10 protein-coding genes are annotated in these 13,683 nt (G+C 70.7%); 9 read left to right on the forward strand and 1 reads right to left on the reverse strand.

The window, feature by feature from the left end; genetic code table 11:
- The 9 genes from murG to ABFX55_RS13155 all read left to right on the forward strand — a co-directional run bounded on the left by murG (position 1) and on the right by ABFX55_RS13155 (position 9,758).
- Complete coding sequence (gene murG, locus ABFX55_RS13115) at positions 1-1,086, forward strand: undecaprenyldiphospho-muramoylpentapeptide beta-N-acetylglucosaminyltransferase (protein ID WP_183659074.1); 1,086 nt, start codon at positions 1-3, stop codon at positions 1,084-1,086.
- Positions 1,083-2,489 carry a UDP-N-acetylmuramate--L-alanine ligase gene (gene murC / locus ABFX55_RS13120; protein WP_346120806.1) on the forward strand — a complete coding sequence of 469 codons (1,407 nt, stop codon included), beginning with the start codon at positions 1,083-1,085 and terminating at the stop codon, positions 2,487-2,489. Before murG ends, murC begins: the two co-directional genes overlap by 4 nt.
- On the forward strand, positions 2,486-3,148 hold the full coding sequence (locus ABFX55_RS13125) for a cell division protein FtsQ/DivIB (protein ID WP_346120808.1): 663 nt from the start codon (positions 2,486-2,488) through the stop codon (positions 3,146-3,148). The genes murC and ABFX55_RS13125 overlap by 4 nt, the downstream gene beginning before the upstream one ends.
- 193 nt (positions 3,149-3,341) lie before the next feature.
- Positions 3,342-4,721, forward strand: a complete 1,380-nt coding sequence (gene ftsZ / locus ABFX55_RS13130) for a cell division protein FtsZ (protein ID WP_346120810.1) — start codon at positions 3,342-3,344, stop codon at positions 4,719-4,721.
- A 143-nt stretch (positions 4,722-4,864) separates the two neighbouring features.
- Positions 4,865-5,566 carry a YggS family pyridoxal phosphate-dependent enzyme gene (locus tag ABFX55_RS13135; RefSeq protein WP_346120812.1) on the forward strand — a complete coding sequence of 234 codons (702 nt, stop codon included), beginning with the start codon at positions 4,865-4,867 and terminating at the stop codon, positions 5,564-5,566.
- A 136-nt stretch (positions 5,567-5,702) separates the two neighbouring features.
- Positions 5,703-6,206: a cell division protein SepF gene (locus tag ABFX55_RS13140; RefSeq protein ID WP_346120814.1), complete on the forward strand. Its 504-nt coding sequence runs from the start codon at positions 5,703-5,705 to the stop codon at positions 6,204-6,206.
- Positions 6,207-6,283: 77 nt separating this feature from the next.
- Positions 6,284-6,568, forward strand: coding sequence for a YggT family protein (locus tag ABFX55_RS13145; protein ID WP_183659086.1), 285 nt, complete (start codon positions 6,284-6,286; stop codon positions 6,566-6,568).
- Between the two features lie 55 nt (positions 6,569-6,623).
- A complete protein-coding gene (locus tag ABFX55_RS13150; protein ID WP_183659088.1) occupies positions 6,624-7,499 on the forward strand; it encodes a DivIVA domain-containing protein in 876 nt (291 codons plus the stop codon).
- Positions 7,500-7,556: 57 nt separating this feature from the next.
- On the forward strand, positions 7,557-9,758 hold the full coding sequence (locus tag ABFX55_RS13155) for a hypothetical protein (protein ID WP_346120817.1): 2,202 nt from the start codon (positions 7,557-7,559) through the stop codon (positions 9,756-9,758).
- 595 nt (positions 9,759-10,353) lie between these two features.
- Here ABFX55_RS13155 and ileS read toward each other — a convergent pair.
- On the reverse strand, positions 10,354-13,497 hold the full coding sequence (gene ileS, locus ABFX55_RS13160) for an isoleucine--tRNA ligase (RefSeq protein WP_346120819.1): 3,144 nt from the start codon (positions 13,495-13,497) through the stop codon (positions 10,354-10,356).
- Positions 13,498-13,683: the final 186 nt, after the last annotated feature.

Below are 13,683 nucleotides of genomic sequence, written 5' to 3' on the forward strand. Positions count from 1 at the left end.
ATGAGGGTGGTCCTCGCCGGTGGCGGGACGGCCGGTCACATCGAACCGGCTCTGGCCCTGGCTGACGCGCTGCGCCGGCTGGAGCCAGGCATCGGCGTGACGTGTCTCGGTACCGAGCGCGGCCTGGAGACCAGGCTGGTGCCCGCCAGGGGCTACGAGCTGCAGCTCGTGCCCGCCGTGCCGCTTCCGCGGGCGCTCACGCCGCAGTTGCTCACCGTTCCCGGGCGGCTGGCGGGGGCCATCAACGCCGCGGCGTCCATCATGGACAGGACGAGCGCCGACATCCTGGTCGGCTTCGGCGGTTACGTCGCCACCCCCGCCTACCTGGCGGCCAGGCGGCGCGGGCTGCCGATCGTCGTCCACGAGGCCAACGCCCGTCCCGGGCTGGCCAACAGGCTCGGCGCCCGCCTGACCGACCATGTCTTCACCGGGCACCCGCAGAGCACCATGGCCAAGGCGGAGCTCATCGGTATCCCGCTGCGCAGGGACATCGTCCAGCTCGACAGGCTGTCGATGGGCGACAAGGCCCGCTCGTGGTTCGGGCTGCGCACCGACCTGCCGACGCTGCTGGTCTTCGGCGGCTCGCAGGGCGCCCGCTCGCTCAACCAGGCCGCGCTGGCGGCGGGGCCGGTGCTGCGCAGGGCGGGCGTGCAGGTGCTCCACGTGCTCGGCCCGAAGAACGCCCTGGAGCAGGAGCCGCCTCCTGGCGACCCTCAGTACGTCGTGCTGCCCTACGTGGACCGCATGGACCTCGCCTACGCCGCCGCCGACTTCGCCCTGTGCCGCAGCGGGGCGATGACCTGCGCGGAGCTGACCGCCGTCGGTCTGCCCGCCGCCTACGTGCCACTGCCGCACGGCAACGGCGAGCAGCGGCTCAACGCCACGCCGATCGCCCAGCGAGGCGGTGGGCTCGTGATCGACGACTCCGACCTTTCACCTGATTGGATCATCCAGAACGTGCTGCCCATCCTCCGCGACCCCGAGCGGGTCGCGACCATGTCGGAGGCCGCCGCGGCGATGGGGCGCAGGGACGCCGACGTCGCCCTCGCCCGCAAGGTGCTCGAGATCGTGGGAGGTCGCTCATGAGCCTGGTACGGCTGGTCGCCCCCGTGGCGGCCGAGGAGCTCGGCAGGGTGCACTTCATCGGCATCGGCGGCGCCGGCATGTCGGGCATCGCGCGCATCCTGCTCAAGCGGGGCGTGAAGGTGTCCGGCAGCGACGCCCGCGGCTCCGACATGGTGACCGAGCTGCGTGAGCTCGGCGCCAGCGTGCACATCGGCCACGCCGCCTCCCACATCAAGAACATCGACACGGTGGTCGTCTCCACCGCGATCCGCGACTCCAACCCCGAGCTGGGCGAGGCCATCAAGCAGGGTCTTCGCGTCATCCCGAGGGCCGCGGCGCTGGCCTCTGTCATGGCGGGCCGCACCGGTGTGGCGATCGCCGGCACCCACGGCAAGACCACCACGACCTCGATGCTGACGGTGGCGCTGCAGAAGTGCGGCTCCGACCCGTCCTACTGCGTGGGCGGCCAGCTCGTCACCACGGGGCTCGGCGCCGACGAGGGCTCAGGCGGGGTGTTCGTGGCCGAGGCCGACGAGAGCGACGGCTCCTTCCTCATGCTCGCGCCCGACATCGCGGTCGTCACCAACGTCGAGGCCGACCACCTCGACAACTACGGCGATCCGCGGGCCGTCTACGACAGCTTCGCGCGCTTCGTCGAGCGCATCGGCCGCACACTGGTGGTGTGCGCCGACGACCCCGGCGCCGCCGCGCTGATCGAGCCCGCCCGCGGGCGCGGCCTTCGCGTGGTCACCTACGGCGAGGCCGAGGGCGCCGACTACCGGATCGCCGAGGTGCGGCCCGACGGGTTCGGCGTGCTGTTCGAGGTGGTCGGCAAGGGTGAGGTCCGCCTGTCGGTCCCCGGCGCCCACAACGCGCTCAACGCCACCGCGGTCATCGCCGTGGCCGACGAGCTCGGCCTGCCGTTCGAGGTGATCAGGGAGGGCCTGTCGGCCTTCACAGGGGCCAAGCGGCGCTTCGAGGCCAAGGGTGAGGCGGGCGGTGTGGCGGTCTTCGACAGCTACGCCCACCATCCGACCGAGCTGGCCGCCGACCTGCGCGCCGCCCGTGACGTGGTCGCCTCCTACTCGGGCGACGGCAGGGTGATCGCGGTCTTCCAGCCGCATCTCTACTCCCGCACCAGGTTCTTCGCCGACGAGTTCGGCACCGCCCTCGGCCTGGCCGACGTGGCGGTGGTGCTCGACGTCTACGGCGCGAGGGAGGACCCTGAGCCCGGCGTCTCCGGCGCCATGGTGGCCTCCAGGGTGCCGCTGCACGAGGAACAGGTGGCCTACGCGCCCGATAAGGCCGCGGTGCCGGCCCTGGTGGCCAAGCTGGCCAGGCCCGGCGACATCGTGCTGACCATGGGGGCGGGAGACGTGACCGAGCTCGGGCCGAAGATCGTCGCGGAGCTGTCCGCGAGGTGAAGGCCAGGCAGGCGTTCGTTGCGCTGCTCACCGCCGGTGTGGTGGGCAGCACGGTGTGGCTGGTGTTCTTCTCGCCGGTCCTGGGCGTCAGGTCGGTGGAGATCGTGGGAAATCTCACAGTGCCCGCCGACCAGATCGAGAAGCAGGCGGGCGTGGCCCCGCTGCACCCGCTGGCCACCGTCGATCTGGGCGAGGTGGAGGGCAGGGTGCTGGCGATCAGGCGGCTCGCCTCGGCCAGGGTCGAGCGGGCGTGGCCGAGCACGCTCAAGATCGAGGTGGTCGAGCGCCAGCCGGTCGCCGTGGTCCCCGTGGGCGACAGGGCGGCGCTGATCGATCGCAAGGGCGTGGTCACCGAGGTGCGCCCGAGCGCCCCGCCCGAGCTGCCGGTGCTGAGAGTGGATCGACCAGGGCCTGGTGACCCCGCGACGGTGGCCGCCATCAAGGTCATCGGCGGCCTGCCCGAGGCGTTGCTCATGAAGATCGACGAGGTGCGCGCCACCTCGCCCGAGGGCATCTCCTTCAGGCTCACCAACGGACGCACGGTCATATGGGGCGGGGCCGACAGGGGCGAGGACAAGGCTCGCGTCCTCGAGGCGCTGCTCCCACGCACGGCCAGGGTGTACGACGTCAGTTCGCCCGACGTCGTCTCCATGAAATGAGAAGCTGGTCGCGAATAGGACAGCGCGCGACACGCCGGACGGGCTTGCGGCGCGGTTAGTTGACCCGCCCGGTAGGGGACTCCTACTGTCCGTATCAATCCTCAGGTTGACATAAATCTAAATCTCAACTTGAGGTTGAGAGTTTTCGAGCACCATTGAAATGGCAAGTCAACGAGCGGAAAGGCCCCTCGTCGTGGCAGCACCGCAGAACTACCTCGCGGTCATCAAGGTCGTCGGCATTGGCGGCGGCGGAGTGAACGCCGTCAACCGGATGATCGAGGAGGGACTCAAGGGCGTCGAGTTCATCGCGATAAACACCGACGCCCAGGCGCTGCTGATGAGTGACGCCGACGTCAAACTGGACGTGGGCAGGGAACTCACGCGCGGCCTCGGGGCCGGCGCCAACCCCGATGTGGGTCGCAAGGCGGCCGAGGACCACCGCGAGGAGATCGAGGAGGTCCTCAAGGGGGCCGACATGGTCTTCGTCACGGCGGGCGAGGGCGGCGGCACGGGCACAGGCGGTGCCCCGGTCGTGGCCAACATCGCCCGGTCTCTCGGCGCTCTGACCATAGGAGTCGTCACCAGGCCCTTCAGCTTCGAGGGCCGCCGCCGCGCCATGCAGGCCGAGGCGGGAATCGAGACCCTGCGCGACGAGGTCGACACCCTCATCGTCATCCCCAACGACAGACTGCTGTCGATCTCCGACAGGCAGGTCAGCGTCCTCGACGCCTTCAAGGCGGCCGACCAGGTGCTGCTGTCCGGTGTCCAGGGCATCACCGATCTGATCACCACGCCCGGCCTGATCAACCTCGACTTCGCCGACGTCAAGTCGGTCATGTCGGGCGCGGGCTCGGCGCTGATGGGCATCGGCCACGCCAGGGGCGACGACCGCTCGGTCGCCGCAGCCGAGATGGCCGTCTCCAGCCCGCTGCTGGAGGCCTCCATCGACGGCGCGCACGGCGTGCTGCTGTCGATCGCGGGCGGGTCGGACCTGGGCCTGTTCGAGATCAACGAGGCGGCCCAGCTCGTCTCGAACGCGGCGGCGCCCGACGCCAACATCATCTTCGGTACGGTCATCGACGACGCCCTCGGCGACGAGGTCCGCGTCACGGTCATCGCCGCGGGCTTCGACGAGATCGCTCCCGTCGAGAAGCCCGCGATGCAGCAGCCGCGCCAGCAGCCCAGGCCCGCCGCCGCGCCGCCCGCGGCTCCTTCGGTCGCCGCGCCCGTGCGTCCCGCGCCCGCTCCCGCGCCCAGCGTGAAGCTCGAGCCGCCCAGGCCCGAGCCGCGCCCTGAGCCGCGCCTCGAGGTACGGCCCGAGCCGCGCCCCGAGCCCGTTCGGGCCGTCGAGACGCCCGCGCCTGCTCCCGCTCCCACCCCCGCGCCCGCGGCCGCCGCGCCGCTGCCGGTCGAGGAGCCGCCCGCGCCGCCGGTCTCGATCCCGAGGCCCGCGCCCGAGGTGACCAACCCGCCCACCCCGATCTCCTCTCGCATGTCGGAGCCAGGCCGGCGTCGCCCGGTGGTCTTCGAGGAGCAGGAGGAGGAGCTGGACGTGCCCGACTTCCTGAAGTGAGATTCCTCACCCGGCCCCAGGGTCCGGGGGAGGGGATCACACCCCCGCTGCGAGACCTCAGGGTCGACGCGGTGGGGGTTCGGTGCGTCTCGGGGCTGCTTGGGTTCGCGGTCCCACCGCAAAGGGTGCACGATGGGTTTCTTGTGGACATAGCTCGCAAAAATCAGATCGCGGCGGGTCTGGCCGAGGTCGAGAAGCGGATCGCCGAGGCCTGCGGGGCCGCGGGGCGCCCCCGCGAGGAGGTCACGCTGATCGCGGTGACCAAGACCTACCCGGCCGAGGACGTGCGGATCCTGGCCGGGCTCGGCGTGACCGAGGTGGGCGAGAACCGCGACCAGGAGGCCGCCGACAAGGCCCTCGCCTGCGCCGACCTGCCGCTCACCTGGCACTTCGTCGGTCAGCTCCAGACCAACAAGGTGCGCTCGGTGGTGGGCTACGCCGACCTGGTCCACTCCGTCGACCGTTCCAGGCTGGTGGCGGCGATCGGGCGCGAGGCCGTAAGGGCGGAGCGCGAGATCGGCTGTCTCGTGCAGGTCGCGCTCGACGACGACCCCGGACGCGGCGGGGCTCGCCCCGCCGACGTGCTCGGGCTGGCCGACGAGATCGCGGCCACCGAGGGCGTACGGCTCGGCGGGCTCATGGCGGTCGCGCCGCTCGGGGAGGAACCGGGCAAGGCGTTCGGGAGGCTGCGGGATCTGGCGCTGGCCGTACAGGCCGGGCATCCTGGTGCGACCATAATCTCAGCGGGGATGAGCGGCGATTTGGCCGAAGCCGTGGCGCACGGGGCGACACACGTGCGAGTCGGTACGGCGTTGCTCGGTCGTCGCAAGCCCTTCGTCAGGTAATGTCCCCTCAAGTGGGCCTTGGGGCCCGCGGACGAAGTAGAGGTCGATCAGCGGTGAGCTCCAAGGGGGTACGGCTGCCGCCTCGAGTGTGGATCGCTCGAGCGAGTGCGACCATGAGCAGGAGGACGACTTAGCGATGGCCGGCGCGATGCGCAAGATGGCGGTCTACCTCGGTCTCGTGGAGGACGACCGCTACGAGAGGTACGAGACCTACACCGACGACGACTACGACTACGAGGAGGAGTCGCGTCGGGCCGAGCAGGACCGCACCCCGGCGGTGCACGAGCGCGAAGACGACACCGACCCCGGCGTCCCCGCGCCCAGGCCGGCGACGACGGTGCTGGAGCGCCGCACCACAGACCTCGCTCGCATCACGACGCTGCATCCGCGCACCTACAACGAGGCGCGCACGATCGGCGAGCACTTCCGCGACGGCACCCCGGTCATCATGAACCTGACCGAGATGGTTGACAGCGATGCCAAGCGACTGGTCGATTTTGCGGCAGGTCTCGTCTTTGGCCTACACGGCAGCATCGAACGTGTTACCAACAAGGTGTTCCTGTTGTCCCCTGCCAATGTCGAGGTGACCGCCGAGGACAAGGCCCGAATCGCGGAACGCGGATTCTTCAACCAGAGCTAGAGTCTCTGTATGACTATCTACCCGACCGGGTCCTCGAGACCGGGAGGGGCACCCAGAAGTGGAGGCGCGGCCGGACCGTGGGGATCGTTGGCGAGATCTTGGTCGTTGTCCTGTCTCTCTACCTGGTGTTGCTCATCGGCAGAATGATCTTTGAGACGGTGCAGGCGTTCGCCCGGCAGTGGCGGCCTTCGGGGTTCGTTCTGGTGCTGGCCGAAGCCACATACACCGCAACAGACCCACCTCTCAAGTTTCTCCGCCGTTTCATTCCTCCCCTCCGGTTGGGTACGGTGGCCTTTGACCTAAGCTTCACAGTGCTCTTCATTGTGGTCTTGGTCATGATCCAACTCGTGTCCGCGCTGTAGTGACCGGGTACCGTCCCTCCGGACAGACTCCGAGCGCGCCAAGGAGACCAAAAAGATGCCGCTGACGCCCGCTGATGTGCGGAACAAGCAATTCAGTACCACCCGGTTGCGACCGGGTTACGACGAGGAAGAGGTGGATGCCTTCCTCGACGAAGTCGAGGCTGAGCTTGACCGCCTGATCCAAGAGAACGAGGAGCTGCGCGCCAAGCTGGCCGAGTGCCTGCGCGGCAAGGTGCCGGGTGGCATGAGCATGCCGATGGCCTCCGCGCCTGTGCAGGAGCAGCCCAAGCCGGAGATGATGGCGCCGCCGCAGCCGGAGCCCATGCAGGCCCCGCCGCAGCCGCAGCCGGTTCCCGTGGCCATGAGCATGCCTCCCGCCGAGGACAACATGGACACCGCGGCCCGCGTGCTCGCCCTCGCCCAGCAGACGGCCGACCAGGCGATCGCCGACGCCCGCCGCGAGGCGGACGAGACCGTCACCCGCGCCCGCCGCGAGGCCGACGACATCCTGACCAAGGCTCGCCGCCAGGCCGAGCAGGTCATCGGTGACGCCCGTGCCCGCGCCGAGACGCTGGAGCGCGACGCCCAGGAGCGCCACCGTCAGGCCATGGGCTCCCTCGTGCAGACCCGCGACGAGCTCGAGCGCAAGGTCGAGGAGCTTCGCAGCTTCGAGCGCGAGTACCGCAGCAGGCTCAAGCTCTACCTGGAGAACCAGCTCGCCGAGCTGAACGTCTCCGCGGAGGGCGGCAGCGGCGGCTTCCCCGTCATCCCCAGCGCTCCGATGGGCGGTGGCGCCCCCGCCATGACCCACTCGGTCCCGCAGGGCGGCCAGCAGCCTCTCGCCGGTGGGCCCAACCCCTTCGGTGGCGACCAGTCGCAGCACCAGGGTGCCTTCCAGGGCGCCGACGGCCCGCACAACGACCGCCGCTAACGCCGGTAAGGTAACGGGTCAGATTCGCTTCTGATCCGTCACTCGAAAGAGCCCCCTGTGATCCTCATCAGCGCTGGTCTGGTGCTCGCGGCGGTCATCCTGCTGATCGCGGGCTTCGTCATGGCTGAACCGTTCCTGATCATGTGGTCGATCGTGGTCAGCGTGCTGTCCGCGCTCTTCCTGGTGATCGGGGCGTTCCTGCGGCGTCACGAGCTGTTCCCCGGCGGCGGTGGTGCCGGGGCGCAGGCGCCGCGGGAGCCGTCCGCGCCCGGTGCCCCGACGGCGGTGACGCCTGCGGGCGTCGCTCCTGCGGGGACGGCGCCGCAGCCGATGGCCCCCCAGCCCAGGCCGCCGGCCCCCGCCCCCACGGGGATGAGGCAGCAGACGGCCACCGTCCCGAACCAGGCGCCTCGTCCAAGGCCCGTCACGGCGCGCGGCATCTCGCCCGACGCGATCGTCATGGTGATCCCCGGACGCAAGCGCTACCACGTGGCGGGCTGCCGTCAGCTCAGCGGACGGGATCACGAGGAGCTCACCTACGAGGAGGCGCGCGAGGAGGGCTTCACGCCCTGCACGACGTGCCTGCCCGACGCCGCGCTCGGCGGGCGGCAGGTCCCACCTGCCCCCGAACAGCCAGGTGTCGGCCGCGCCCCCTATCCGGCCGCCTCCGCCAGCAGGGACACCGACCCCGTCGGCCGCCCTGCCACCTCCCCCGGCCAGCCCGGCGCCCCGCAAGGCCCCTCCGGCGCCCCGTCCGGCATCTCCGGCGCCACCGGGTCTTCCGCCTCCAGGGCCGAGTCGCCGTCCTCCGGCGTCGCGCCCGCAGCCTCCCGCGCCGAGTCCCCGGTCTCACGGGCCGAGTCTTCGTCTCCGTCCTCGCGCACTGAGTCCTCCTCTCCCCGCGCCGAGTCCTCGTCTTCGCGCGGTGACGCGCCCGCCCGTCCCGGGTCGCCGGCCTCGAAGGCGGTGTCCTCCTCCGAGCGTGGCGAGAGCTCCCGCGAGGGGGCGGACGGACCACGCGAGAGTGAGGAGAAGTCGGCCGAGCCCACCCGCGAGCAGCGTCCTGCCGCAGGCGCAGGGGCCCCTTCCGCCGGTGGCGGCCCCAAGGGCGACCCTTCGCCCGGCGCGAGGCCCGCAGGCGCTCCCACGCTTTCTCCGCGCCCCGAGGCGCAGGCCGCTCAGCGGTCCGAGGGCGCTGCGTCCCCGCGCCCCGAGGGTGGATCCACCGAGCCCTCCGAGGGCGCGGCTGCCCGGCGTCCCGAGACGCCGGCGGGCGGATCGCAGCCGAAGCCCGCGCCCGGCAGACTCGTGGCGGGTACCCCAGGAGCCGTCCCGACCCCGTCCTCCAGCAGGCCTTCTCTCGAGACGACGAAGAGCAGCCCAGCGGCGGGCCCCTCGAAGACTTCCCCTGAGCGCCCGGCCAGCGAGGGCCGCTCGGAGGGTGGCACGCAAGGCAGCTCCCGGCCGGGCGACGCGCAGGCCGACTCCCCGTCCAACCCCGCCCAGAGCGACTCGCGGGCCAGCGCCGGCGAGGGCGGCTCTCCCGCCGCTCCCACGCAGGGCGGGTCATCTCCTCGTCCGGCACAGGGTGGATCTCCTGCCGGTTCTACTCCTGCTCGTCCGGTGCAGGGTGGGTCCCCTGCCGGTCCCGCGCAGGGTGGCTCTACCCGCCCGGGGCAGGGCGGATCTCCTGCCGGTTCTAGGCAGGGCGGTTCTCCTGCCGGTGGTGTGCGGGGCGGGGGCTCGGAGGAGGGTGGGTCCGAGGCCGCCTCGTCCGAGACGACCCAGAGGCTGCGGCCGCCCATGGCCGCCCCGGTGCCGAAGACAGACTCCAAGGCTTCCACCCCCGGCCAGGACAGCGACCCCGAGCGGGGTGCCCGGTCCGCGGAGTCCGGCGGCGGGTGGTTCGACCGTCCGGAGTCTCTGGACGCAGAGCCGGTGGGACCGGAGGCGACCGCACCCGGGCGCGCCGGGCCTCCGGTCGCCTCCGGCTCCACCTCCTCCACGTCCTCGGGTACGGCAGGCGCATCCGCCGACTCCGAGGAGGACACGCCTTCGGAGGCGAACGACACGGTCAGGCTCGACCGTCCCGGCGTCGTCAAGGTGATCGGTGCCACGCGCCGCTTCCACAGCTCGTCCTGCCCGCTGGTCAAGGGGGCGGAGCCGAGCAGCGTCCAGTCGATGCAGAAGACGGAGGCGGCGTCGAAGGGGCTCACCCCGTGCGCGGTCTGCCAGCACGACCACCAGCGGGTCAGCTGACATCCGTCTCGCGGCCAGGTCAGCCCTGCACGGCTGACCTTTGCCGCAGGACTGATCCCTCGTCTCACGACTGACCGGCCTCACGGCCGATTTCCGTCTCCGGTCCGCCGTCTACGGTTGACCGCCATCTTCGGTCGACCGTCTCACGACTGATTTGCGTCTCTCGGCCAGGTCTCGTCTGAGATCGCGCCGATGTGGCCGGGGCCTGTCTGTTCCGGTTCCTGGGGGAGAGGCGACGCTTTCCTGGGGGAGAAGCGACGCTTCTTGGGGGAGTGGCGTCGGTTTGGGAGGAGACACGTCGGCTTTGGAGAAGTCGAGCCGGATGATCCCGCTCAGCTGGTTCTGGCGCGCCGGATGATCCCCGCTCTGCCGGTTTGCGGTTATCGCGCCCGGTGGGTTCTGGCGGGGTTTGTGATGATCCGGCTCCGTCGGTTCCCGCGGGATTCGCGGTGATGCTGTTCAGCCAGTTCTGGCGGGGTTTGCGATGGTCCCGCTCAGCCGGTTCCCGCGGATTCGCGGTGATCCTGCGTGGGGGGTGGCGTGGCCCCTCAGGATGAGGGGCCACGCACCAGGTTGGGCTCCGAGAGCCGCGGGGTCAGGCGCGGCGGAGCTGGAAGGTCAGGCCCAGGTCCGTGTCGGTGTGGACGGGCAGGTCCTCGGAGGCGCCCTCGGTCAGGCTGGAGGCCAGGACCTCCTCGCCCACCAGCGAACCGTCCGAGCGCAGCGCCTGTGACAGGTCCTCGGACGAGGCCGTCCACCACAGGTCGATCCTGTCGGTGATGGACAGGCCCGTCGACTTGCGGGCGTCCTGCACCAGGCGGATGACCTCGCGGATGAGTCCGGCCCTGCGCAGTTCGTCGGTCATGGCCAGGTCGAGCGCGACCGTCTCGCCGGTGCCGGTGTCGACCGCGCCCGTCTCGACCGCCCAGCCCGACTTGGGCTGCTCGGTGACGATCACCTCGTCGGCGGTGAGCGAGACCGTGCCGAGCTCGCCCGCGTCCACGGAGACCGGCGAGCCCGAGCGCAGCGTCGCGGCCAGCGAGCCGGCGTCGGCGGCCGAGACCGCCGCCGCGACCAGCTTGGTCTGCGAGCCGAACCGCTTGCCGAGCGCCCTGAAGTTGGGCTTGACGGTGAAAGACACCAAATCCGTACTAAATCCGGACATGTCTTCCAGGGCCTGCACGTTCAGCTCGTCCGCGATGAGGTCGCGCAGCTCGGGGGAGAGCGACGCCCAGCCCGGAGCGCCCACGAGGGCGCGGCCCAGCGGCTGGCGGGTCTTGACCCCGGAGGCGGCCCTGGCCGAACGGCCCAGCTCCACCAGTCGCCGCACCAGCGCCATCTGCGCCGACAGCGACGGGTCGAGCAGCTCCTCCTTGACCGCAGGCCAGGAGGTCAGGTGCACCGACGACGGCGCGTCCACGCCGCGCAGCACGTCCCAGAGGTAGTCGGTCACGAACGGCGTCATCGGCGCCATGAGCCTGGTGACCGTCTCCAGGCACTCGTACAGCGTCGCGAACGCCTCCTGCGAGCCCTGCCAGAACCTGCGGCGCGAGCGCCTGACGTACCAGTTGGACAGGTCGTCGAGGAACTCGGCGAGCCTGCGGCCCGCGCGCACGGTGTCGAAGGAGTCGAACGCGGCCGACACCTCCGACACCGTCCTGTGCAGCTCGGCCAGCGCCCATCTGTCGATCAGCGGGCGCTCGGAGACGGGCGGCGCCTCCGGCGCCGTCGAGGGCGACCACGACTCGGCGTTGGCGTAGAGGGTGAAGAAGGAGGCGGTGTTCCAGTAGGTCAGCAGGACCTTGCGGACGATCTCCTCGAGCGCGTTGTGACCCACGCGGCGCGCCGCCCACGGCGAGCCCGAGGCGGCCATGAACCAGCGCAGCGCGTCGGCGCCGTGCTGGTCCATCAGCGAGATGGGCTCGAGGACGTTGCCGAGGTGCTTGCTCATCTTGCGGCCGTCCTCGGCCAGGATGAGGCCGAGGCAGAGCACGTTCTCGTAGGAGGACTGCTCGAAGACCAGCGAGCCGACCGCCATCAGTGAGTAGAACCAGCCGCGGGTCTGGTCGGTCGCCTCGCAGATGAACTGCGCGGGGTAGACGCCCTCGGGCTTGCCCTTGGCGCCCCACTGGGCGAACGGCATGGAGCCCGAGTCGTACCACGCGTCGATGACGTCGGGCACGCGCTGGGCGACGGCGCCGCACGAGGGGCAGGGGAAGGTCACGTCGTCCACGTAGGGACGGTGCGGGTCGAGGTTCGACAGCTCCTGTCCCGCCAGGGACCCGAGCTCCTCCAGCGACCCGACGCACGTGACGTGCGACTCGTCGGCCGAGCACACCCAGAGGGGCAGCGGCGTGCCCCAGTAGCGCGAGCGCGACAGCGACCAGTCGACGTTGTTGCGCAGCCACTCGCCGAAGCGGCCCCACTTGATGGTCTCGGGGAACCAGTTGGTCTTCTCGTTCTCCGCGAGCATGGTGTCCTTGACCGCGGTGGTGCGGATGTACCAGGCGGGCAGCGCGTAGTAGAGCAGCGGGGTGTGGCAGCGCCAGCAGTGCGGGTAGCTGTGGTCGAAGTGACCGCCGCGGAACAGCAGGCCGCGCCCCTCGAGGTCCTCGGTCAGGCCCTCGTCGGCGTCCTTGAAGAACTGGCCGCCCACCATCGGCACGTCGGGCAGGAAACGCCCGTCGGGGCCGATCGGGTTGACGATCGGCATGCCGTACGACTTGCAGACGGTCATGTCGTCGGCGCCGAAGGCGGGGGCCTGGTGGACCAGGCCAGTGCCGTCCTCGACGGTCACGTAGTCGCCGAGGACCACGTAGTGCGCGCCGGGGATGTCTACCAGGTCGAACGGGCGGGAGTAGGCGGTGCGCTCGAGCTCGCGCCCCGAGAAGCGGGCGACCTCGGTGGCGCCCTCGCCGAGGACCGACAGCAGCGGCTCGGCCACCACCAGCACCTCGCCGTCGGCGGTGCGCGCGGCGACGTAGGTGACCTCGGGGTGTACGGCCACCGCCGTGTTGGACACCAGCGTCCACGGCGTGGTCGTCCAGATCAGCAGCGAGGCGTTCAGCTCGGCCAGCGGGCCCGAGGTCACGGGCATGCGGACGTAGACCGAGGGCGAGGTGACGGTCTCGTAGCCACCGGGCTGGCCCAGCTCGTGGTCGGACAGGCCGGTGCCGCAGCGCGGGCAGTACGGCGTGATGCGGAAGTCGCGGAACAGCAGGCCCTTGTCGAAGATGACCTTGAGCGACCACCAGACGGACTCGACGTACTCGGGGTCCATCGTGCGGTAGGCCTGGGACAGGTCGATCCAGTAGCCCATGCGCTCGGTCAGCTCTTCGAAGGCGTCGACGTGGCGCAGGACCGACTCGCGGCACTTGGCGTTGAACTCGGCGATGCCGTACGCCTCGATGTCCTTCTTGCCGGTCAGGCCGAGCTCTTTCTCGATGCCGACCTCGACGGGCAGGCCGTGGCAGTCCCATCCGGCCTTGCGGGGCACGCTGAAGCCGCGCATGGTCTTGTAGCGGGGGAAGAGGTCCTTGAAGACGCGCGCCTCGACGTGGTGAACGCCCGGCAGGCCGTTGGCGGTGGGAGGGCCCTCGTAGAAGACCCAGGAGGGAGCGCCTTCGTTCTGCTCGACGGAGCGCTCGAAGATCTTCCCGTCCCGCCAGCGGTCGAGGACCTCACGCTCGAGCGCGGGCAGGTCGACCTGCGCGGGTAGAGAGCGGAAATAGTGGGACATCTCGGGCGGGACCTCCACGGTGTCGGACAGCGACGGCGTGAAGGGACGAAGCCGTGCGGCTCCGCGGTACCACCCCTCTTGATCCCCGAAGGGACCCACTTCATTTCGTTCTGCGGCCGGTTCTAGTGAGCTCTCGCGAGCCGTTCTTCCGGCGGCTCGGGAGTGATATCCCTTGTGATCTCAATC

The sequence above is a fragment of the Nonomuraea roseola genome, assembly GCF_039535395.1.
In the GTDB taxonomy this organism is placed as follows: Bacteria; Actinomycetota; Actinomycetes; order Streptosporangiales; family Streptosporangiaceae; genus Nonomuraea; species Nonomuraea roseola.